This is a genomic window from Pseudomonas sp. NPDC099000 (assembly GCF_044759925.1).
In the GTDB taxonomy this organism is placed as follows: domain Bacteria; phylum Pseudomonadota; class Gammaproteobacteria; order Pseudomonadales; family Pseudomonadaceae; genus Aquipseudomonas.
The window spans coordinates 24,853-43,627 of record NZ_JBIWAF010000017.1 but is presented as its reverse complement, the minus strand read 5'-3'; the positions used below and the strand labels follow the sequence as shown (position 1 = coordinate 43,627).

The 18,775-nt window shown below is 60.6% G+C and carries 18 protein-coding genes; 4 read left to right on the top strand and 14 right to left on the bottom strand.

Going from position 1 to position 18,775, the window contains the following annotated elements:
• Positions 1 to 8 precede the first annotated feature (8 nt).
• The 8 genes from ACIQV9_RS19365 to ACIQV9_RS19330 all read right to left on the bottom strand — a co-directional run bounded on the left by ACIQV9_RS19365 (position 9) and on the right by ACIQV9_RS19330 (position 8,793).
• Positions 9 to 377: a glyoxalase superfamily protein gene (locus tag ACIQV9_RS19365; RefSeq protein WP_403104561.1), complete on the bottom strand. Its 369-nt coding sequence runs from the start codon at positions 375 to 377 to the stop codon at positions 9 to 11.
• Positions 378 to 497: 120 nt separating this feature from the next.
• On the bottom strand, positions 498 to 1,955 hold the full coding sequence (locus ACIQV9_RS19360; protein WP_403104559.1) for an amidohydrolase family protein: 1,458 nt from the start codon (positions 1,953 to 1,955) through the stop codon (positions 498 to 500).
• A 1-nt stretch (position 1,956) separates the two neighbouring features.
• Positions 1,957 to 2,817 (bottom strand): MurR/RpiR family transcriptional regulator, encoded by an 861-nt coding sequence (locus ACIQV9_RS19355; RefSeq protein WP_403104557.1) that lies wholly within the window; start codon positions 2,815 to 2,817, stop codon positions 1,957 to 1,959.
• 15 nt (positions 2,818 to 2,832) lie between these two features.
• The gene (locus ACIQV9_RS19350) at positions 2,833 to 4,182 is read right to left on the bottom strand and encodes a gluconate:H+ symporter (RefSeq protein ID WP_403104148.1); all 1,350 of its coding nucleotides are present in this window, start codon (positions 4,180 to 4,182) and stop codon (positions 2,833 to 2,835) included.
• A gap of 225 nt (positions 4,183 to 4,407) precedes the next feature.
• Positions 4,408 to 5,853, bottom strand: a complete 1,446-nt coding sequence (locus ACIQV9_RS19345; RefSeq protein WP_403104555.1) for a SulP family inorganic anion transporter — start codon at positions 5,851 to 5,853, stop codon at positions 4,408 to 4,410.
• A gap of 201 nt (positions 5,854 to 6,054) precedes the next feature.
• On the bottom strand, positions 6,055 to 6,948 hold the full coding sequence (locus ACIQV9_RS19340; RefSeq protein ID WP_403104553.1) for an NAD-dependent epimerase/dehydratase family protein: 894 nt from the start codon (positions 6,946 to 6,948) through the stop codon (positions 6,055 to 6,057).
• Between the two features lie 103 nt (positions 6,949 to 7,051).
• On the bottom strand, positions 7,052 to 7,963 hold the full coding sequence (locus tag ACIQV9_RS19335; RefSeq protein WP_403104551.1) for a LysR substrate-binding domain-containing protein: 912 nt from the start codon (positions 7,961 to 7,963) through the stop codon (positions 7,052 to 7,054).
• A 239-nt stretch (positions 7,964 to 8,202) separates the two neighbouring features.
• Positions 8,203 to 8,793 carry an NAD(P)H-dependent oxidoreductase gene (locus ACIQV9_RS19330; protein ID WP_403104549.1) on the bottom strand — a complete coding sequence of 197 codons (591 nt, stop codon included), beginning with the start codon at positions 8,791 to 8,793 and terminating at the stop codon, positions 8,203 to 8,205.
• 161 nt (positions 8,794 to 8,954) lie between these two features.
• Between ACIQV9_RS19330 and ACIQV9_RS19325 the strand changes: the two genes are divergently transcribed.
• The gene (locus ACIQV9_RS19325; RefSeq protein WP_109627854.1) at positions 8,955 to 9,269 is read left to right on the top strand and encodes a putative quinol monooxygenase; all 315 of its coding nucleotides are present in this window, start codon (positions 8,955 to 8,957) and stop codon (positions 9,267 to 9,269) included.
• Here ACIQV9_RS19325 and ACIQV9_RS19320 read toward each other — a convergent pair.
• Positions 9,259 to 10,023 (bottom strand): sulfite exporter TauE/SafE family protein, encoded by a 765-nt coding sequence (locus tag ACIQV9_RS19320; RefSeq protein ID WP_403104547.1) that lies wholly within the window; start codon positions 10,021 to 10,023, stop codon positions 9,259 to 9,261. The two genes, ACIQV9_RS19325 and ACIQV9_RS19320, sit on opposite strands and share 11 nt — an antisense overlap.
• A 201-nt stretch (positions 10,024 to 10,224) precedes the next feature.
• Between ACIQV9_RS19320 and ACIQV9_RS19315 the strand changes: the two genes are divergently transcribed.
• The 3 genes from ACIQV9_RS19315 to ACIQV9_RS19305 all read left to right on the top strand — a co-directional run bounded on the left by ACIQV9_RS19315 (position 10,225) and on the right by ACIQV9_RS19305 (position 12,354).
• A complete protein-coding gene (locus tag ACIQV9_RS19315; protein WP_403104545.1) occupies positions 10,225 to 11,115 on the top strand; it encodes a LysR substrate-binding domain-containing protein in 891 nt (296 codons plus the stop codon).
• Positions 11,116 to 11,170: 55 nt separating this feature from the next.
• Complete coding sequence (locus ACIQV9_RS19310; protein ID WP_094469238.1) at positions 11,171 to 11,746, top strand: NAD(P)H-dependent oxidoreductase; 576 nt, start codon at positions 11,171 to 11,173, stop codon at positions 11,744 to 11,746.
• A 197-nt stretch (positions 11,747 to 11,943) separates the two neighbouring features.
• A complete protein-coding gene (locus ACIQV9_RS19305; protein ID WP_403104542.1) occupies positions 11,944 to 12,354 on the top strand; it encodes a MerR family transcriptional regulator in 411 nt (136 codons plus the stop codon).
• Positions 12,355 to 12,420: 66 nt separating this feature from the next.
• Here ACIQV9_RS19305 and ACIQV9_RS19300 read toward each other — a convergent pair whose 3' ends face one another.
• The 5 genes from ACIQV9_RS19300 to ACIQV9_RS19280 all read right to left on the bottom strand — a co-directional run bounded on the left by ACIQV9_RS19300 (position 12,421) and on the right by ACIQV9_RS19280 (position 18,775).
• The gene (locus ACIQV9_RS19300) at positions 12,421 to 15,036 is read right to left on the bottom strand and encodes an RND family transporter (RefSeq protein WP_403104540.1); all 2,616 of its coding nucleotides are present in this window, start codon (positions 15,034 to 15,036) and stop codon (positions 12,421 to 12,423) included.
• A 33-nt stretch (positions 15,037 to 15,069) separates the two neighbouring features.
• Complete coding sequence (locus ACIQV9_RS19295; RefSeq protein WP_140895556.1) at positions 15,070 to 15,906, bottom strand: outer membrane lipoprotein-sorting protein; 837 nt, start codon at positions 15,904 to 15,906, stop codon at positions 15,070 to 15,072.
• A gap of 69 nt (positions 15,907 to 15,975) precedes the next feature.
• Positions 15,976 to 17,274, bottom strand: a complete 1,299-nt coding sequence (locus ACIQV9_RS19290; RefSeq protein WP_403104538.1) for a hypothetical protein — start codon at positions 17,272 to 17,274, stop codon at positions 15,976 to 15,978.
• Between the two features lie 2 nt (positions 17,275 to 17,276).
• Positions 17,277 to 18,041 carry an SDR family NAD(P)-dependent oxidoreductase gene (locus tag ACIQV9_RS19285; RefSeq protein ID WP_403104536.1) on the bottom strand — a complete coding sequence of 255 codons (765 nt, stop codon included), beginning with the start codon at positions 18,039 to 18,041 and terminating at the stop codon, positions 17,277 to 17,279.
• Positions 18,038 to 18,775: a 3-oxoacyl-ACP reductase family protein gene (locus ACIQV9_RS19280; RefSeq protein ID WP_403104534.1), complete on the bottom strand. Its 738-nt coding sequence runs from the start codon at positions 18,773 to 18,775 to the stop codon at positions 18,038 to 18,040. The genes ACIQV9_RS19285 and ACIQV9_RS19280 overlap by 4 nt, the downstream gene beginning before the upstream one ends.

Sequence of the window (18,775 nt, the reverse complement as noted above, 5' to 3'; positions counted from 1 at the left end):
CTGCTGTTTTACAGGCAGATCGCGTTGGTAAACACCAGCCGGTTGCCGAACGGATCACTGATGGTCATGTCCTGGCTACCCCAGGGCATGGCCTGGATCTGTGGATGCGAAAACTTGTATTCCTTGGCCAGCAGTTGCTGCTGGAACACCTCGAGTTCGTCGGTCTCGATCCGCAGGGCCGAACCCGGCGTGCTGTCGCCATGGTGTTCGGACAGGTGCAGCACGCATTCGCCACGGGAGATTTGCAGGTACAGCGGGAAATTCGGCTCGAAGCGATGCTGCCAGTCGACTGTGAACCCCAGGAAGTCGACGTAGAACTCCAATGCCTTGGTCTCGTCGAAAATCCGCAGGATCGGGGTGGTTTTGCCGAAACTCATTGGGTTGCTCCCTGACTGAAAAGACACCCATTGTAGTTGGGCTGGATGTCAGCGCTTCGGCTTGGTGATGGTTTTCTTTAATTGCAATGTGCCACTACTGTGACGGACTCCTCGGAATCTTTACTGAAACCCGTCACGCAAATCCCCTTCCCGCGCCAGAAACCGCCCTTCCCGTTTCCCGTTCGCCTGACCCTCGCTGTAACTCAACACGCCGTTGACCCATACCCCGTCAATCCCCTCGGCTGCCCGTTGCGGGTCACTGAAGTCCGCCACGTCGCGAATGGTCAGCGGATCGAACAACACCAGGTCCGCCCAATGGCCTTCACGAATCTCACCCCGTTCCCTCAAGCCAAAGCGCGCCGCCGACAGTCCGGTCATTTTGTGTACGGCGGTGTGCAGCGGAAACAGGCCGACGTCGCGACTGAAATGCCCAAGCACCCGTGGGAAAGCGCCCCACAAGCGCGGATGCGGGAACGGGTCTTCCGGCAATCCGTCAGACCCCACCATCGACAATGGATGAGCGAGGATTCTTCGTACATCGGCCTCGTCCATTCCGTAGTACACCGCACCGGCCGGTTGCAGGCGGCGGGCAGCTTCGAGCAGAGGCACGTTCCATTCGGCGGCGATGTCCATCAGGTCGCGGCCGCCCAGCTCCGGGTGCGGCGTGGACCAGGTGATGGTGATGCGATGGGCATCGGTGACTTGCTTGAGGTCCAGGGTCGAAGAACTCGCCGCATAGGGATAACAATCGCAGCCCACTGGATGAGTTTTTGCCGCTTCCTCAAGCGAGGCCAGCAGTTGCGGACTACGCCCCCAGTTGCCGGCCCCCGCGCATTTGAGATGGGAAATGATCACCGGGGATTTCGCATGCCGGCCGATCTGGAATGCCTCGTCCATGGCCTCCAGCACCGGTTCGAATTCGCTGCGCAAATGAGTGGTGTACACCGCGCCGAATGCCGTCAGTTCTTCAGTCAGTTGCATCACTTCATCGGTGGATGCCGAGAACGCACTGGCGTAGGCCAGACCGGTGGATAAACCCAAGGCGCCGGCCTCAAGACTTTCACGCAGTTGCTCGCGCATCGCGCTGATTTCATCCGCCGTGGCGGTGCGAAACAGGTCGTCGAGATGATTGCTACGCAGCGCGGTATGGCCCACCAGCGCGGCGACATTCAGCGTGGTGTTCGCCGCTTCGACCGCTGCGCGGTAATCACTGAACGTCGGATAGACAAAGGCTGCCGAAGTGCCGAGCAGGTTCATCGGATCGGGCGGATCGCCACGCAAACTCACCGGTGACGCGCTGATCCCGCAGTTGCCGACAATCACCGTGGTCACGCCCTGGCTGAGCTTGGGCAGCATCTGCGGCTGGCGGATCACCACCGTGTCGTCGTGGGTGTGCACGTCGATAAAACCGGGCGCCAGCACGCGGCCGGCGGCGTCGATTTCTTCGTGGGCGGAGGCCTCGTGCAAGTCGCCGATGCGCGCGATGCGGCCATTCAGAATCGCTACATCGGCGGAGTAACCCGGGCGGTTGCTGCCGTCGATGATCTGGGCGTTGCGAATCAGCGTGTCGTACATCATGTCAGTCTCCCAGCGGCAAGTGATCGTCGCCGCCGCGGTAATCGTCGAGGGCGAGTTTGATCCGCCGTAGACGTTCTTGATTGTCTTCAGGATTGGCCAGCGCCAGCTCGGTGGCAAGCACGTCGATGGCCAACAGCATGCCGTAGCGCGCCGCCGTGGGTTTGTAGATGAACGAGGTCTCGACGCCTTGCAGCGGCAGCAGCACATCGGCCAATTGCGCCAGCGGCGAATCGGCGCGGGTGATGGCGATAATCCGTGCACCGTAGTTGCGGGCCAGTTCGACGGCTTCGATGAGCTCGGGGGTGATGCCGGTCAGCGAGCAGGCAATGACCGCGCGTTCGGCATCGAGGCTGGCGGCGGTGACGCGCATCATCACCGGGTCGTGGCACGCCGCAATCGGATAGCCGAATCGCACCAGCCGCACTTGCAGTTCATCGCTGCACAAAGTCGAGCAACCGCCCAGGCCGAACGCATGAATCATCCGCGCCTGGCCCAGCAGTTTCACCGCATCGGCGAAACGCGACTCGTCGAACGCCGACAGGTGCTGACGCAGGGTCGACTCGATGTCGCCGACGATCTGCCCGTAGAACGCCGACTGATCCGGTGTCCCCGCCGGGTCGAGAAAACGGCTGCCGACGCCGCTGGCCTGGGCCAGTTGCAGACGCAGATCGCGCAAGTCGCGACAGCCCACCGTACGGGCAAAGCGAGACAACGTGGCAGTGCTGACTTCCGCCCTCTGCGCCAGCTCATCGAGGCTGGCGGCGGAGGCAAATCCGACGTCGTCGAGCATCAACCGCGCGATGCGTCCTTCACCGGCGCTGAAAGAATCCTGGCGGGCGCGGATCTGGTAGAGGATGTCCATGGCAGGCGGCTCCGGTTAGATCAGGTAGGAAAGACCCACGGTCAGCGCGAAAGCCACCACCGAAATGATGGTTTCGAGCACGGTCCAGGTCTTGAAGGTCTGGGCAACGGTCATGTTGAAGTATTCCTTGATCAACCAGAAGCCGCCGTCGTTGACGTGGGAAAAGATAACCGACCCGGCGCCGGTCGCCAGCACCAGCAACTCCGGATGCGGATAACCCAGACCAATGGCCACCGGCGCGACGATGCCCGAAGCGGTGGTCATGGCCACGGTGGCGGAGCCGGTGGCGATCCTCATCAACGCCGCAAACAGCCAACCCATGATCAGCGGCGACAGGTGAAATTCGTCGGCCAGGCTGACGATCTGGTTGGTCACCCCGGCGTCCACCAGAATCCGGTTCAAGCCACCGCCGGCGCCCACCAGCAAGGTGATGCTGGCCGTCGGCGCCAGGCATTCGTTGGTGAACTTGAGGATCGATTCGCGGTTGAAGCCCTGGGCGATGCCGAGGGTCCAGAAGCTCAGCAAAGTTGCCAGCAGCAGCGCAATCACCGAGTTGCCGATGAACAGCAGGAACTGGTTGAAGCCGCTGCCTGGCGTGGAAATCAGGTTGGCCCAGCCACCGATCAGCATCAAGACCACCGGCAACAGAATGGTCGCCATGGTGATGCCGAACCCCGGCAGGCTGTCGCGCGGTTCGCGGTCGAGGAACTGCCGTTCCAGCGGGTTTTCCGCCGGCAGTTGAATGCGCGGCACAATGAATTTGGCGTACAGCGGACCGGCGATGATCGCCGTCGGTATGCCGATCAGAATCGCGTAGAGCAAGGTCTGCCCCACCGACGCCCCATACACCTGCACCGCGAGCATCGCCGCCGGGTGCGGCGGCACCAGCGCATGCACCACCGAGAGGCCGGCGACCATCGGCAAACCGACCATCAAGATCGACACGCCAACGCGCCGCGCAACGGTGAAGGCAATCGGCACCAGCAACACAAAACCGACCTCGAAGAACAGCGGCAGCCCGACCAGAAAAGCGATGCAGACCATCGCCCAGTGCGCGTTCTTCTCGCCGAACCGGTCGATCAAGGTCCGCGCCACCTGCTCGGCGCCGCCGGACTCGGCCATCATCTTGCCGAGCATGGTGCCCAGCGCCACCACCAGCGCGATATGCCCCAGGGTCTTGCCGACCCCCGCTTCGTAAGCGCCGACTACGCCAGACGGCGGCATGCCCGCCAGCAGCGCGAGGCCGATGGAAACGAGAGTGATGACAATGAACGGATTGAGTCGGTAACGGGCGATCAGAATGATCAGGGCAATGATGGCAATGGCGGCATACACCAGCAGCCAATAGCCGAAGGACAGGGTCATGCGGTACTCCTCGAAAGGGTCACGTCGAATGGATTGTGAAACTCTTAAATCATTTCGATGCGTAATTTTCAAACGAGGTGAAAGTTATTTTCGTGCAGAGATAAGGGATGTCGCGCAGAGGCATGCGAGGTCGGTGGATATGAAAATCAGGCAGGCGCATTTACATCGAGCCTGCGTTGATGATCGTTCCCGCGCTCTGCATGGGAACGATCGGCGGGAGGACATTCAGTCGTGATTCACGCGAGCGCGTTTGAGCAGTTTCTTGCAGCGCTCGGACAAATGCAGCACGCGCAAATGCTTGCCGGCCTTGGCGTAGCGCTCGCGCAAAGTCTTCAGCGCCGCGATGGCCGAATAGTCGACAAAGCTCAGATGGCGACAATCGATCGTCACCACAGGCGGGTCGTTGGCGGGATCGAATTGATTGAGAAACGGCGTGGTCGAGGCAAAGAACAGCGTGCCATGCAGGTGGTACAACTTGCTGCCATCAGCCTCGACATGGGCGTCGGCATACAGTTCGCGGGCCTGCTGCCAGGCAAAGTTGAGCGCCGCGATGATGATCCCGCACAGCACGGCGGTGGCCAGATCGGTGAACACCGTGATGACCGTGACCGCGACGATCACCAATACATCGTTCAGCGGCACCTTGTTCACCACCCGCAATGAAGCCCAGGCGAACGTCTGCTGCGACACCACAAACATCACACCGACCAGCGCGGCCAAGGGGATGCGTTCGATCAGCGGCGACAGAAACAGAATGAACAGCAGAATCAGCACCCCGGCCACCACCCCGGACAGCCGGCCACGACCACCGGAACTGAGGTTGATCACTGTCTGACCAATCATCGCGCAACCGCCCATGCCGCCAAATACGCCGGAGACCATGTTGGCCGCGCCCAACGCCACGCATTCGCGATCCGGAAAACCACGGCTCTCGGTGATCTCGTCGGTGAGGTTCAGGGTCAGCAAGGTTTCCAGCAGGCCGACCAGCGCCATCAAGATCGCGTAGGGAGCGATGATGCGCAGGATCTCCAGGCTCCAGGGAATGTCTGGCAGTGCGAACGTCGGCAAGCCGCCGGCGATGTGCGCCATGTCGCCCAAGGTGCGCGTCGGCAGACCGAGCAGGTAAACCGCCAGCCCGACACTCAGGATCGCCACCAGAGCCGGCGGCACCGCACGCGTCAGGCGCGGCAGCAGGTAAACGATCGCCATCGTCAACACCACCAACCCGGTCATCAGGTACAACGGCGTGCCGCTGAGCCAGTTCTCGCCATCCTTGAAGTGTTCGAGTTGCGCCAGCGCAATGATGATTGCCAGGCCGTTGACGAAACCGAGCATCACCGGGTGCGGCACCATCCGCACCAGTTTGCCCAGCCTCAGCAGCCCGAACGCCAGCATGATCAGGCCACCGAGCAACACGGTGGCGAGCAGATACTGCACGCCGTGCTGCACCACCAGCGCGACGATCACCACCGCCATCGAACCCGCCGCACCGGACACCATCCCCGGCCGCCCGCCGAAGAGCGCGGTCAGGGTGCAAATGATGAACGCGCCATAAAGCCCCATCAGCGGATTGAGGTGGGCCACCAGCGCAAAGGCAATGCATTCGGGGAGCAGGGCGAAAGAAGTGGTGAGTCCGGCCAGGACATCGGCGCGCAGACGTTTGGGTTTCATGGAGGATTAAACACGACAGGGAGAGAGGGAGCGGATGGTACGGAATTGAGCACGGCCCAGCCAGTTGCGGCGCAGCTGAAAACGCAATCGCGGGCAAGCCCGCTCCCACAGGTATTGTGTCGTTCACGAAATTGGCGAACAACACAGAACCTGTGGGAGCGGGCTTGCCCGCGAAGAACGATGACGCGGTCTAACGCGAACTCACACCATCTCGTCCCGAATCCACTCAACCACCGACGTCCGCTTCGGCACCCAGCCCAGCAGTTCACGCGCTTGCTTGCCGCGAACCCGGCTGTTGGAACCCAAACCATAGTTGGCCATTTCATAGCCCCATTCGGCTTCGGCGTCTTTCAACGGCCAGTCTTGCGCGTTGCCCAGTTTCAGAGCTTCAGCCATGGCCGTGGTCATGTCGATGAAGGACGCCTCACCGCTTTCGACGAAGTAGAACGTGCCCGGTACGTTTTTGGTCAGCGCCAGCAGATACAGGGACACCACGTCTTCGATGTGCACGTTGGACCAGATGTTCTGACCCGTGCCGACATGGCGAACCACGCCGCTTTTACGCGCCTGTTTCAGCAAGCGTGGCAATTGCACGCTGTCGCGATTGACGCCCAGGCTGTGGCCGTAAATCAGGGTGTTGCAGATCACGGCCGAGTTCACGCCGTCTTTCGCCGCGGCGAGGATCAGGTTGTCGATGGCCACCCGGGCGGCCTTGTCGACGGTCGGTTCCGGCAGGTTGTCTTCGAAGTAGATGACGTCGCTGGATTTGCCGCCCGATGCATCGCCGACGATGCTCGAACCGCTGGTGTGCAAGAACACTTTGTGGGAGCCGCGCAAGGCGTCGAGCAAGGCTTCCACCGCGCCGCGATGGTCGCTGCTGGCGGCGTTGATCACGGCATCGGCCGCGCGGGCCTGTTCGGCCAGTAGCGCGCTGTCGTCAAGAGTGCCGACCACTGGGGTGATGCCGATTGCGCTCAGTTCAGTGGCCTGTTCGGCGTTGCGAACCAGGCCGGTGACCTGATGGCCCGCCCGGACGAGACCGGTGGCGATGGAGCCGCCGATAAAACCAGCGGCGCCGGTAATGAATACGTTCATGGAGAAACTCCCTGCGTGAATAAGTGATGTATTGAGTATCGAGGACCGTCCCGTGGTGAAACAGACCCGCTGACCCAAATCACTCTTGCGCAGGAGTCACGAATCAGCCTGTGAAGTCCGCATTCGCATACGCGGCCAACTTGCCCTGGATGAAGTCCAGGAAGCACTGAATGCGCAGGGCCAGTTGCGAGTTGCGGTAGTACACCGCGTTGATCGGCTGGCGATAACCGCTGTTGAAATCCGCCAGCAGCACCTGTAATCGACCCGCTCGAATATCGTCGATCGTCATGAAGTGCGACAGACAGGCAATGCCTTGGCCTTCCAGCGCCAGGTGCCGGATCGTCTCGCCGCTGGAGGCGCTGATCGACGCCTGAATCGGCCAGCGATCACCGTGTACGTAGCGCAGCGGCCACTGGTTGAGGCCCTCGTTCTGGGTAAAGCCCAGTAACGCATGCCCGGTCAGGTCCGCAACCGCCGTCGGCGTGCCGTGTTGCTCAAGGTACGCGGGGCTGGCGACGATGTGCAGCGGGCTGCAACCCAGCGAGCGCGCGTGCAACGTCGAATCGACCAGTGTGCCGATGCGGATGGCGATGTCGGTGCTTTGTTCGAGCAAGTCGATGATCAGGTCGTTGCTGTTGAGTTCAAGCTGGATGTCGGGGTAGAGGCGACGGAACTCGTCGATGTACGGCACGATGGCGTGCAGCATGAACGGCGACGCAGCGTTGATCCGCAGACGCCCGGACGGGGTTTGCTGGCGTGAGGTCAGGCGTTCTTCGAGTTCGTCCATCTGATCGAGAATCAGCTTGGCATGTTCGAAGAAATACTTCCCCTCCTCCGTCAGGTCCATGCGCCGCGTGGTGCGGTTGATCAGCGTGGTATCGAGCTTGGCCTCCAGCCGCGACAGCGTGCGACTGACCGCCGAAGGCGTTTGCCCGACCTGTTCGGCCGCAGCGGAAATCGACCCGCATTCAATTACGCAGACGAAAATCTGCAACTCATCGGATCTGGCTTTCACGTGTGTCCCTTATCGATATTCAGCACCGCTCTACTGTACAGAGGAAATCCCTTGTGGCGAGGGGGCTTGCCCCCGTTGGTGCGCGAAGCGGACCCAAAACCAGCCAACGCGGTGGCTCATGCAGTCCGCGTCGACTGGTTTGACGACGGCTTCGCCGCCGAACGGGGGCAAGCCCCCTCGCCACAAAAGCGCCCTCGCCACAGGTTCGTGCATGGTCAGCAATCGATAGTAGTCGAGCCTTAAGCCTTGAGGCCAAACACCTCGGTCAAATGCTGTTCATAGCGCTCCACGTCACCCTCGATACTCGGGCGTTTCATCACATCGACCGCCAGGAAGGTCGGCAAACCACTCATGCCGAGAAATTCGTTGGCCTTGTGAAACGGGAAGTACACCGCGTCCACGCCCTTGCCTTCGAAGAAATCGGTCGGGTCGTCGAAGGCTTGCTGAGGCGCATTCCAGGTCAGCGACAACATGTATTGCTTGCCGTGCACCAATCCACCGCTGCCGTACTTTTGCGAGGCATCGGAACGGGTGCGGCCGTCGCTGGCGTAGAGGCTGCCGTGACCTTCGGTGAAAACTTCGTCGATGTACTTCTTCACGGTCCACGGCGCGCCCATCCACCAGCCGGGCATTTGATAAATGATCACGTCGGCCCAGAGGAATTTGGCGACCTCTTCGGCGACGTCGTAACCCTCGTCGATGAAGGTGGCTTTTACGTCCAAGCCGCCGCGATCCAGCACGCTCAGCGCGGCTTCATGCAGGGTGGTGTTGTAGCGGCCGTCGGAGTGGGCGAACTTTTTGCCGCCATTGAGCAACAGGACTTTTTTCATGAGAAATCTCGGAAGGTTGGGAATTCAATGGCGGCAGAGTAACGATCTGCCTCGCGCGGAATAAGCGCTGAATTCGCAAAATTCATTTGACCAATACGCACGAATCGACAGGCGATTGTTGCCATAAACTTGCGCCGATTCTGAACTTGAGGAGATTTCTGATGAGTGAAATTCAAGGCTTCATCCTGCACGCCAAGACCCGCCCGGAAAAATCCGACGCCTTCGAAGCGTTTTTCAGCGGCCACGTAGAAGCGAGTCGCGCCGAGCCCGGCTGCATCGAGTACCACATGCTGCGCGACAAACAGGACCCGACGCTGTTTATCTTCTATGAGATCTGGCAGTCCCAGGCGCACCTCGACGTGCACTCGAACCTGCCGCACATGCAGCAGTTCCGCGACATGCGCATGGAATACCTGGAACGGGATTTTGATATCCGCGCCATCGAGATGCTCAGCCCGTCTTCCGCTACCCGCTGATCAGCAAATGGCCGCCGAGCAGGCCGAGGCCGATGAAGAACACGCGCTTGAACAGCACGGCGCTGATCCGCTGACGAAACCATTGGCCGAGCAACATGCCGAGCACTGCCGGAATCAGCGCCAGCAATGACGCACTTAACTCGCCACCGCCGAGGGCGCCGCGCCATAACAGGCCGGCGGCCAGGGCGAGGGTCGAGACGGTGAACGACAGGCCCAGCGCCTGCACCAGTTCATCCTTGCTCAAACCCAATGCTTGCAGATAGGGCACGGCCGGAATCACGAAGACGCCGGTGGCCGAGGTGATAACGCCCGTCACCACTCCGCACAGCGGGCCGAGCCAGTGCTCGGTTCGCCCCTCGACGCGCAAGGTCGGCAGGAATAAACCGCTCAGCGCGTAAAGCAACAACGCCGCGCCCAACGCCCGCACCACCCAATGACCACCGGCCATGCCGATACACAACGTGCCCGCCCCGGTGCCGATAAAGATCCCCAGGAGCATTGGCCACAACCGTTTGATCAAGCCGAGCAAGTGCCCGCCGAATGCCAGTTGCCAGACGTTGGTCAGGGTTGCAGGGATGATCAGCAGCGCGGCAGCCTGCGATGGGGCCATAGCCAGACCGAGCAGGCCCATGGCGATGGTCGGCAGACCGAGGCCGATCACGCCCTTGATCATGCCAGCCAGCAGAAAAGTAGCGATGACCATCAATGAAAGGGCCAGACCGAGGTTTTGATAGAACGCGGCGAGTGTATTCATGGCGCTATCCTGAGCCCGGATTGGCGGATTGGAAATCTGCCATATACTGAGGCAGCCTCTTGCCAAGCAAGAGGCATGATCGTTCCCACGCTCTGCATGGGAATGCAGCCCTTGACGCTCCGCGTCACATGCCGAAGCGGACGCGGAGCGTCCATCGAGGCATTCCCACGCAGAGCATGGGAACGATCTTCGGGACACTGTATGCACTTCGACCTGACCGACCTGCGCCTCTACCTGAACATCCTCGACAGCGGCAACATCACCGCCGGCGCCGCCCGCAGCCATTTATCCCTGGCAGCAGCGAGCGCGCGTATCCGTTCGATGGAATCGTCAATCGGCATCGACTTCCTGGACCGTGGTCGTCGCGGTGTCACTCCGACACCGGCCGGCAAAGCCCTGGCAAAACACGCCCGAGCCCTGCTGCAACAAGCTGAACACCTGCAACAAGACCTGGCCGAATACGCCAAGGGGGTCAAAGGTCAGGTGCGATTGCTGAGCAACACCACTGCGATCACCGAATACCTGCCGGAGTTGCTCGCCGATTTTCTGCGCGAACATCCGAACCTCGATATCGATCTTCAAGAGTTGCCCAGCGCCCGCATCACCCATGCGCTGCGTCAGGGCACAGCGGACCTCGGCATCGTGTCCGACGCGGTGGACACCGAAGACCTGCACACCCGGCCGTTTCGCGATGACCCGCTGGTGTTGATCTTGCCTCCTGACCACCCCCTGAACGAACAACCGTCACTGACCTTCGCCGACACCTTGAGCCATGACTACGTGGCCCTGGGCGCCAGCAGTGCCTTGGCCATCCACCTGGAAGAACAGGCTTTGCACATTGGCCAGCGCATGCCGATCCGCATTCGCGCTGACGGCTTCGACGGGGCCATTCGCATGGTCGCGCGCGGTGCAGGGCTGGCCATCGTGCCGAGGATGACCATCGAACGCTGGCCGAAGGCACAAGCGGTCACGATCCGGTCTCTTCCCGAAGACTGGGCCAACCGCACACTGAAAATCTGTGCCCGCGACGTCGACAGCCTGCCCGGTTACGCCCGGGCCTTGCTGGAGGCGCTGACGCCGGGAACGCCTTGACTCTACCGTTAGGGGCAGACTCTATGCTGCGGGCTTCATTTCAGGAGTACACGCAATGAGCAAACGAATGCTCGTGATTCTGGGGCACCCCTCCACCGACAGTTTCTGCGGGGCGCTGAGCGAAACTTACGTCCAGGCCGCCAAGGATGCCGGGCATGATGTGCGCCTGCTGCGGCTGGATGCGCTGGACTTCGACCCGGTCCTGCACGAGGGCTATCACACGATCCAGCCCCTGGAGCCAGACCTGTTGCAAGCTCAGGCCGATATCACCTGGGCCGAACACCTGACGTTCGTTTATCCGATCTGGTGGGGCGGGATACCGGCGTTGATGAAGGGCTTTGTCGACCGCATTTTCCTGCCCGGCTTTGCCTTCAAATACCGTGAAGGCAAGGCCTTCCCCGACAAACTGCTCAAGGGCCGGACCGCGCATCTGCTGGTGACCATGGACACGCCGCCCTGGTATTACAAATGGGTCTATCGCATGCCCGGCCTGCACCAGATGCGCAAGACGACGCTGGAGTTCTGCGGCATCAAGCCATTGAAGACCCTGACTTTCGGGCCGATCCTGGGCTCCAAGTCGAGCCAGCGCGACGCCTGGCTGGAACAGGCCCGCGTCACCGCCAGCCGCTGACGCGCCCCCTCGCTGTTTGCTGACGGCACGCACTCGCCGTCAGCCCCTTCCCACGTCCCCCTCAAGCGGTCGTTTGTCGGTTGTGCGCGTCATTTACACGCCGCTGCAACCTTTGAATGTTATTCACTATATTATTCGCTCCGATCAGGCATGAGGCCTGGTCGCGCTACGCCCTGTTTGATCATCGAGACGGATCTATGTATATCGGCAAAGCCGCCCAGCTGTCGGGCACCACAGTCAAAAGCATTCGCCATTACGAAGAAATCGGCCTGTTGCCCGAGCCCAAGCGTGAAGGCAAATACCGCATCTACAGCCAGCAGAGTGTCGAGGTGTTGACGTTCATCAAGTGCGCCCAGCAACTGGGTTTCAAGCTCAAAGAGCTGCAGGTGATGTTGAACAACTACCGCGGTGACGAATTTCCGTGGGACATGGCGCAAAAAGCGATCGCCGAAAAAAAGGCCGAGCTGGTCTCCCAGATCGGCGCTCTACAGCAATTGCACAACGGCCTCCAAGAATTCGAAAGCAACCTCAACGATGCCCGAGAGGAATGTCAGTTCGAGCGTATCGCCCGCTATGGCGAAAAAAACCCGAGCAATACGCTGAACTGAAGACCCTGCTGCGCTGGATTAACCGGCTCGCAGGCCACTAAGGTGCCTGCGGTGCCGGTCATCAGGTCAGCTCAAGGCAGGCTTCCCCACTGCTCGATCTTTTTCCGGCAGCGGCGCCACCGGAACAATCGCCGCGAAGAACCACGGCGACACCAGCGTCACCAGCAGAATGGTCATGACACCGCTGGAAAACAGCGCCATCGCCACCAGTGCGCCCAGATCGACAATCGGTTTGAAGTCGGAAAACAGCAAAGCCATGAAGCCCACGGAGAAAATCACCACGTTGACCACCGTCGAACGGCCGACGCTGTGCATCGCCTGCAAAATGGCCGCATCGATATGAATCCCTTGCTCCACCAGCAATTTGATCCGTGACAGCAGGTGCACCGCGTAATCGACCACGCCGACCACCAGGAACGTCACCAGTGTCGTGCCGATGTTCAGTTCGATGCCGAACAGGAACATGAAACCGTAGACCGTCACCGAGGTGGTCAGCAGGGTCAGCATGCCGAGAACGCCCAACCGTACCGACTTGAGCCAATACATCATCATCAGCGTGACCACCAGCAACGCCAGGGAAAAACTCAGGACCTGGCCCTGGGTGATTTCCTGTAGCACGCCAGTCCAGATCAGCGGCGTGCCGGCGTGCGTCACTTCGAGGTTGGCCGGTTTGTTCACCAGCAACCAGGCATCGAGCCGATCCAGCATGTCCTGGTAGTCGCTGGCCACTGACGAGGTCATGGTGTAAAGCGTCAGCGCCTTGGAATAGTCGGCGTTGAGCACGTTATTGAGGTCCGAGCCACCGCCGTTCTCGAACAGCATCACATGCTGCTCGATCAGCGAATTGCCCGGCACCTCGAACCGCTCGACCTGTCCCTCGTCATTGATCGACGTGACCTGCTCCAGCGCCTGGGGCACGCGCAAGTAGTCGGGATTCATGTCGTTGAGCACCAGGTTCATGCGCTTGACGTAAGTCGCCAGGGAATAGCCGTAACTGACATGCGGTTGCTGCTTGATGAAGTGGTCGAGCTTGTCGATGAATTGCACCACCTCCGTGGTCAGCACCCCACGCGGCTCTTTGCTGTCGATGGCGATCCAGCCCGGTGCCGTGCCCGCGACACCGGCCTTGTTGATGAACTCGTCCGAAACGCGAATATGGCTCTCGGGCTTGAAGTAGGCGATGCCCGAGTCTTCGATATCGACGCGAAAGGTGAACACCGTCATCAAGACCAGCAGCGGCAGTGTCACGATCAAGATCGGTTTGCGCCACTGGATCAACCGCGCGCAGAACGCCACCAGATAACGCGAAATGATCGACTCCTTGTGCACGGAAGCAAGGGTTTTCGGAGTCTGATCCTTGCCCCAGATCGAGATCCAGGCCGGAATCAGCAACAGCGAAATGATCAGCGCCGCCGTCAGGCCGATGGACATGAACACGCCGAAATTGCGGATGCTGACAATGTTGTTGGTGGTGGAAATCATGAAAGTGGCGATGGTGGTCACCGTCGTCAACACCACCGGCACCACCATCAGCCGTTGCGTCTGGCGATTGGCTTCGCGATTACTTTTACCGGCGTTTTTCTGCTCGTAATACTCGGCCATCACATGGATCGCATCCGAGCAGCAAATGGTGAACAGAAACACCGGCAGGACGCTGGTCAGCAAGTCGAACGGCACCCGCAACAAGGCCATCAGGCCCAGTGTCCAGATGGTGCAGAACAGAATATTGAACAGCGGCAACAGCACGCCCAACGGTTTGCGGAAGAAGAAAATCAACAGCAGGGTGATCAGCAAGAAGACGATCGGAAACAGCACCGCCAGGTCATGGTCGATGATCTCCTGCTGGGCCGCGATGAAGATCGGCATCCCGGCAATGAAGATCTCGTCCTTGAACTCGGGGTGCGCCGCCTGATAGTCCGCGACGATGCCGCGCACAATCTGGTAGGCGCGCAGTTGCGCCTGGGCGTCGTCTTGCTTGGTGCCCAGTTCGGCCACCAACATCGCGACTTTCTTGTCCTTGGAGACCACCCCGTCGACCATCAGCTCATTGCCCATGATCTGCGACTCGACCAGCGCCGGGTCCATGTCGTAGGCGTTGAGGGTCTTGTGGATCAGCAACTCGCCATCGTCGGTCAGCACGATGTTTTCCAGGTCACCCATGGACGCCATTTCGCGAATCGGGTTGATTCGCTCGGCGAGAAAAGTCAGGAACAGCTGATCATGGGCATCCCAGTTCTGGCTCTGGGCGTAATCACGCAGGGCCTTGGCCTGGGCGTAGTCGTTCTGGGAAAAACCGTTCTCCAGAATGTCCCGCGCCAACAACTGCGCACGGCTGTCGTCCGGATACCTGGCGACGATTTGCGTCAACTGCTCCTTGTCGGCGTCGTTGGCCAGGATCATCTTGCGCACCGATTGCGACATCGAAAACAGTGCATTGAGGGTCTGTTTGTTGAACACCGTCTGCGGGTTGTTGATTGCCACCATCACCGAGTCGAACGTACCGGTGAACTCGCTTTGCAGATCAATGATGGTCTTGCGCGCCGGATGGGTTTCCTTGAGCAGATAAGGGTTGGTGTCGGAGATCAGCGCACCCAGCGTATAGGTGAAATACGCCGTGACAGCCACCAGCAGGAAAACGATCGCCCGCGCATAGCGCTCGACGAAGTTCAGGTATCTTTCCATGAGCATGCGTTCCAGGGTCGTCGGGGTCGGCGCTTAGCGGGCAGACACGGCAAAGTCCGGCACGTCGCCGGTTTTCAGCCCGCGCTTGATGGCGGTCTGGGTGAACAAACGGTCTTCCAGTTGCACGTTGTATTGCAGGTGGTTGAAGCGCATCTCTGAACGCGTGCCGTCGATGAAGTGTTCGGTTTCGCTCAACACGATGCTGTCGATCGAGTCGATGGTGTCGACTTTTTGCGTGCGCATCTGCTTGACCAGCACGCCTTTGACGTCGAAAAAGTCCTGACGCATGACCAGGAAATTCTGCTTGTCGATCCACACTTTCAGTTTGTTGTAGCCGGTCTTGGCCAGCACCTCAGGCGAGGCCGGCTCACGCTCGATCACGTAGCAGTCGCGGCCCTTGACCTGCTCTTCGCCGACCAGCGTCTGGGTGTAATCCTTGACCCGGATCTTGTCGAGGTCGGCGTAGGAGTACTCGCTGCCCATGAACGAACCGCGTTTGTCGGTAGTGGAGATCCGCCGCGTCTGACGGCTGACCGGCAAGTACATCCACTGGCTGTCTTCCTGGCCCAGGGTTTCGTGGGGGTTTTCGATATGAAAGGCCACGTCGCGCACGTCGGTGGGCGCGGAGAAATACATGCTGAATTTATCGCTGTCCGGGTAATCCTTTTGCAAGTAGGTGAACTCGCGAACCCGGGTATTGCCCTTCTTGTCGTGGAGGATCAGCGACACCTGGGACATGAAGCTTTTGCCGTCGTTGCGATCCCGCACCTGGCGGATGATTTCATCGGCATTCTGGCCGTCGGCGGCGGTGGCGCAAGCGCCGCTCAGGATCAGTGCGGCAGCGGTCAGACTTTTGAATAGCGGCAACATGGGAACTTCCCTTTTCGTCAGATGGATATGGTCGAGCCAAAGCGCCAGGGGCACGCAGGCGTCATGGGGTTAAAACAGGTAACCGGCGGACAGCCGCACTTGGTCGCGGTTGTCGTACTCGCCGAAGGGTTTGTCGGGCTTGCCGAAGAACACATCCACTTCCAGCCCGAGCTTGATCCAGTCCACCGGTTTGTAGGTGAAGATGCCTTGCAACAGCGCATCGTCTTTGAACGGTGGCGAGGCGGCGACCACCAGCCGGCTCTTGAGGCGGTCCTGCCAATGAGTGCCTTCGGCCGACAGGGTGAACAGGTGCTCGCGCTTGTCTTGCAGCATGCCGTCCTGCCAGTCGAGCAATTGCTGCTGCTGCCATTGCAGGGAAATCAGCCAGTCGCGCAGCAGGTAATCGACGCCCAGCAACGACTTGACCATAGGCGTGCTGTCGGCGCCGTAGGCACGGGTCGGATTGGTCACCCGCCAGTTGTCGAACCAGGCAATTTCGCTGCGCACCACGATGCTGTGACCGGCATCGATCGCCAGCCCCGCGCCACCCATGGTGTAACGGGGAAACTGGCGCTCCAGCCGAGTTCGACCGTCATCGGCCAGGCCTTCGACGGCGTACACCGGGTCCTGTTGACGGGCGTTCAGTGCGACGAAACTGGTGTCCACCGAACCGATCCGGCCGTTGGCGCTCAAGCCATAGGAAAAGCCCTTGTCACCGTCGTAGCCGGGCTTGGAATCCAGCAGAAAGTATTGCGGATCCGGCACGGCAAACAGCGGCGCGTCGAACTCGCTGCCTGCCACCGGCGGCTGGTTTTTCACAAAATCGGTGACCCACAGCGCCTCCAGTTCCCACTCGCCCACCGGTTGCGCAAACCGCACCATGGGTACTGCGATCCGGCTGTCTTCCAGTAGCGGAGTCAGGCCATCGCGATAGTCCACCGGGTTGATCTGATCGAGCACCCGCAACTCATCGGCACGGCCCCAGACCACTTGCTGCCAGCCGACAGTCACTTCGCCGTCGCCCACCGACTGGCCCCAGTACAGATGCCGCCAGTCGGCATCGAAACGGTATTTGTCCCGAGCCCGTTCGCTGTACGGATTGTTGCCGTCGTAGCGGGCGTCGTAACGCACGCGGCCCTTGGCCTTGTAGTAACCGCCGTCCCAGTTGTCTTCCAGGTTGGCCTTGAAATACACGGCCTTCTGGGTGACCTGGTCGTCACCGTGCAAGCGCAACGCGGTGGCCACGCCGACTTCGGCGTCGGCGTAATCCGGCTTGAAGTCCTCGACCGTCAATTCAGCCAACGCCGGTTGCGCGGCCATGCACGCCAAAACCGCCCACGCCGTGCGGCTGATGTGTAATCCCTGCATGGCTACATTCCCAACCCGACACCGCCGTCGATCACCAGGCTCTGGGCGGTTACCCCGCCCGCTTCGGGGCTGGCCAGGTAACGCACCATCGCCGCGACTTCTTCGCTTTGAATGAAGCGGCGCATCGGCAGTTTCTTCTTGGCGTTGCGCAGGATCTGTTCCTGGGTCAGCCCGGCAATCGCCGCTTGCGCCGCCAGTTCACCTTGCAGCATCGGCGTATCGATCCACGCGGGGAGAATCGCATTCACCGTGATCAGCCGGGGCGCCAGGTCCATCGCCAGGGCCTTGGTCATGCCGACGATGCCGTGCTTGGAAGCGCAGTACGCGGTGTTGCGGACCTTGCCGGCGCGGCCGAGGATCGACGACATGTTGATGATCCGCCCGCGATCCGGCATCAACGGCAGGCACAACGAGGTGACGTAGAACGTGCCGTTGAGGTTGACCGAAATCACCTTGTGCCAGTTGTGCAAATCTTCCGGTTCATTCTCGTTGCAGATGCCGGCGCTGTTGACCAGCACGTCGACGTAATCCACTTGCCTGGCGAGCATTTTGAAGAACGCTTCCATGCCCGGCAGGTCGGCAATGTTGGCCGCATGGGTTTCGACCCGTGCCTTGATCTGCCCGTGTTGCTCGTCGACCCAGCGTTGCAGTTCCGGCAAATCCAGGTCCAGCAGGATCAAGCGGTGACTGGCGTCGGCGGCAAAATTCTCCGCGACCGCCCGGCCGATGCCCTTGGCGGCACCGGTAATCAGAATGGTCCGGCTCATGGCATTTTCAACCCGCCGTTGACCGGCAGGACCTCACCCGTCAGGTACAAGCCGCGATCGGCGATGTACAGCACCGCCTCGGCAATTTCATGGGGTTCGGCGTAACGCTTGATCAGCAACCGTGACTGGATTTCCTGTTCCTGACTGCCAATCAGGGCCGTACTCATTTCGGTGTTGACGATGCCGGGGGCCACCGCATTCACCCGGATGTTGCGCGGCGCCAATTCCACCGCCAGGGCACGGGTCAGCGCTTCGACGCCGCCCTTGGCCGCGGCATAGTTGCTTTGCCCCTTGCCCGGTTTCTGCGCCGCCACCGAACTGATGTTGACGATGCAACCGCTACGCTGGCGCATCATGGACGGAACCACCTGCTGACAGCAGAGCAAGGTGCCGATCAGGTTGGTCTGGATCACCTCGATGATGTCGCGACTCGGCATCGTCGCCAGCAACCCGTCACGGGTGATGCCAGCGTTGTTGACCAGCAGATCGACGCGCTGGAAATGCTGGTCGACCCGTTCGAAAAAGCCCTTGATGCTGTCACCGCTGCTGACATCGCATTGCAGCGCCAGACAGTCGAGGCCCAGTGCCTTAACCTCATCACGTAACGACATGGCGGCCACTTCGTCGCGCACATAACTGAACGCGATCTGATAGCCCGCGCCGGCCAGGGCCAGGACAATCGCCCGGCCGATGCCACGACTGCCACCGGTCACCGCTGCTACTTTGTTCGGCAT

What these genes read in the sequence shown, in the direction of transcription:
- ACIQV9_RS19295 (WP_140895556.1), bottom strand. Translation starts at nt 15,906, where the DNA reads ATGTTGCCGCTATTCAAAAGTCTGACCGCTGCCGCACTGATCCTGAGC.
- ACIQV9_RS19365 (WP_403104561.1), bottom strand. Translation starts at nt 377, where the DNA reads ATGAGTTTCGGCAAAACCACCCCGATCCTGCGGATTTTCGACGAGACC.
- ACIQV9_RS19290 (WP_403104538.1), bottom strand. Translation starts at nt 17,274, where the DNA reads ATGCAGGGATTACACATCAGCCGCACGGCGTGGGCGGTTTTGGCGTGC.
- ACIQV9_RS19310 (WP_094469238.1), top strand. Translation starts at nt 11,171, where the DNA reads ATGAGCAAACGAATGCTCGTGATTCTGGGGCACCCCTCCACCGACAGT.
- ACIQV9_RS19300 (WP_403104540.1), bottom strand. Translation starts at nt 15,036, where the DNA reads ATGGAAAGATACCTGAACTTCGTCGAGCGCTATGCGCGGGCGATCGTT.
- ACIQV9_RS19355 (WP_403104557.1), bottom strand. Translation starts at nt 2,817, where the DNA reads ATGGACATCCTCTACCAGATCCGCGCCCGCCAGGATTCTTTCAGCGCC.
- ACIQV9_RS19340 (WP_403104553.1), bottom strand. Translation starts at nt 6,948, where the DNA reads ATGAACGTATTCATTACCGGCGCCGCTGGTTTTATCGGCGGCTCCATC.
- ACIQV9_RS19360 (WP_403104559.1), bottom strand. Translation starts at nt 1,955, where the DNA reads ATGATGTACGACACGCTGATTCGCAACGCCCAGATCATCGACGGCAGC.
- ACIQV9_RS19320 (WP_403104547.1), bottom strand. Translation starts at nt 10,023, where the DNA reads ATGAATACACTCGCCGCGTTCTATCAAAACCTCGGTCTGGCCCTTTCA.
- ACIQV9_RS19345 (WP_403104555.1), bottom strand. Translation starts at nt 5,853, where the DNA reads ATGAAACCCAAACGTCTGCGCGCCGATGTCCTGGCCGGACTCACCACT.
- ACIQV9_RS19280 (WP_403104534.1), bottom strand. Translation starts at nt 18,775, where the DNA reads ATGCCGAACAAAGTAGCAGCGGTGACCGGTGGCAGTCGTGGCATCGGC.
- ACIQV9_RS19330 (WP_403104549.1), bottom strand. Translation starts at nt 8,793, where the DNA reads ATGAAAAAAGTCCTGTTGCTCAATGGCGGCAAAAAGTTCGCCCACTCC.
- ACIQV9_RS19325 (WP_109627854.1), top strand. Translation starts at nt 8,955, where the DNA reads ATGAGTGAAATTCAAGGCTTCATCCTGCACGCCAAGACCCGCCCGGAA.
- ACIQV9_RS19350 (WP_403104148.1), bottom strand. Translation starts at nt 4,182, where the DNA reads ATGACCCTGTCCTTCGGCTATTGGCTGCTGGTGTATGCCGCCATTGCC.
- ACIQV9_RS19305 (WP_403104542.1), top strand. Translation starts at nt 11,944, where the DNA reads ATGTATATCGGCAAAGCCGCCCAGCTGTCGGGCACCACAGTCAAAAGC.
- ACIQV9_RS19315 (WP_403104545.1), top strand. Translation starts at nt 10,225, where the DNA reads ATGCACTTCGACCTGACCGACCTGCGCCTCTACCTGAACATCCTCGAC.
- ACIQV9_RS19285 (WP_403104536.1), bottom strand. Translation starts at nt 18,041, where the DNA reads ATGAGCCGGACCATTCTGATTACCGGTGCCGCCAAGGGCATCGGCCGG.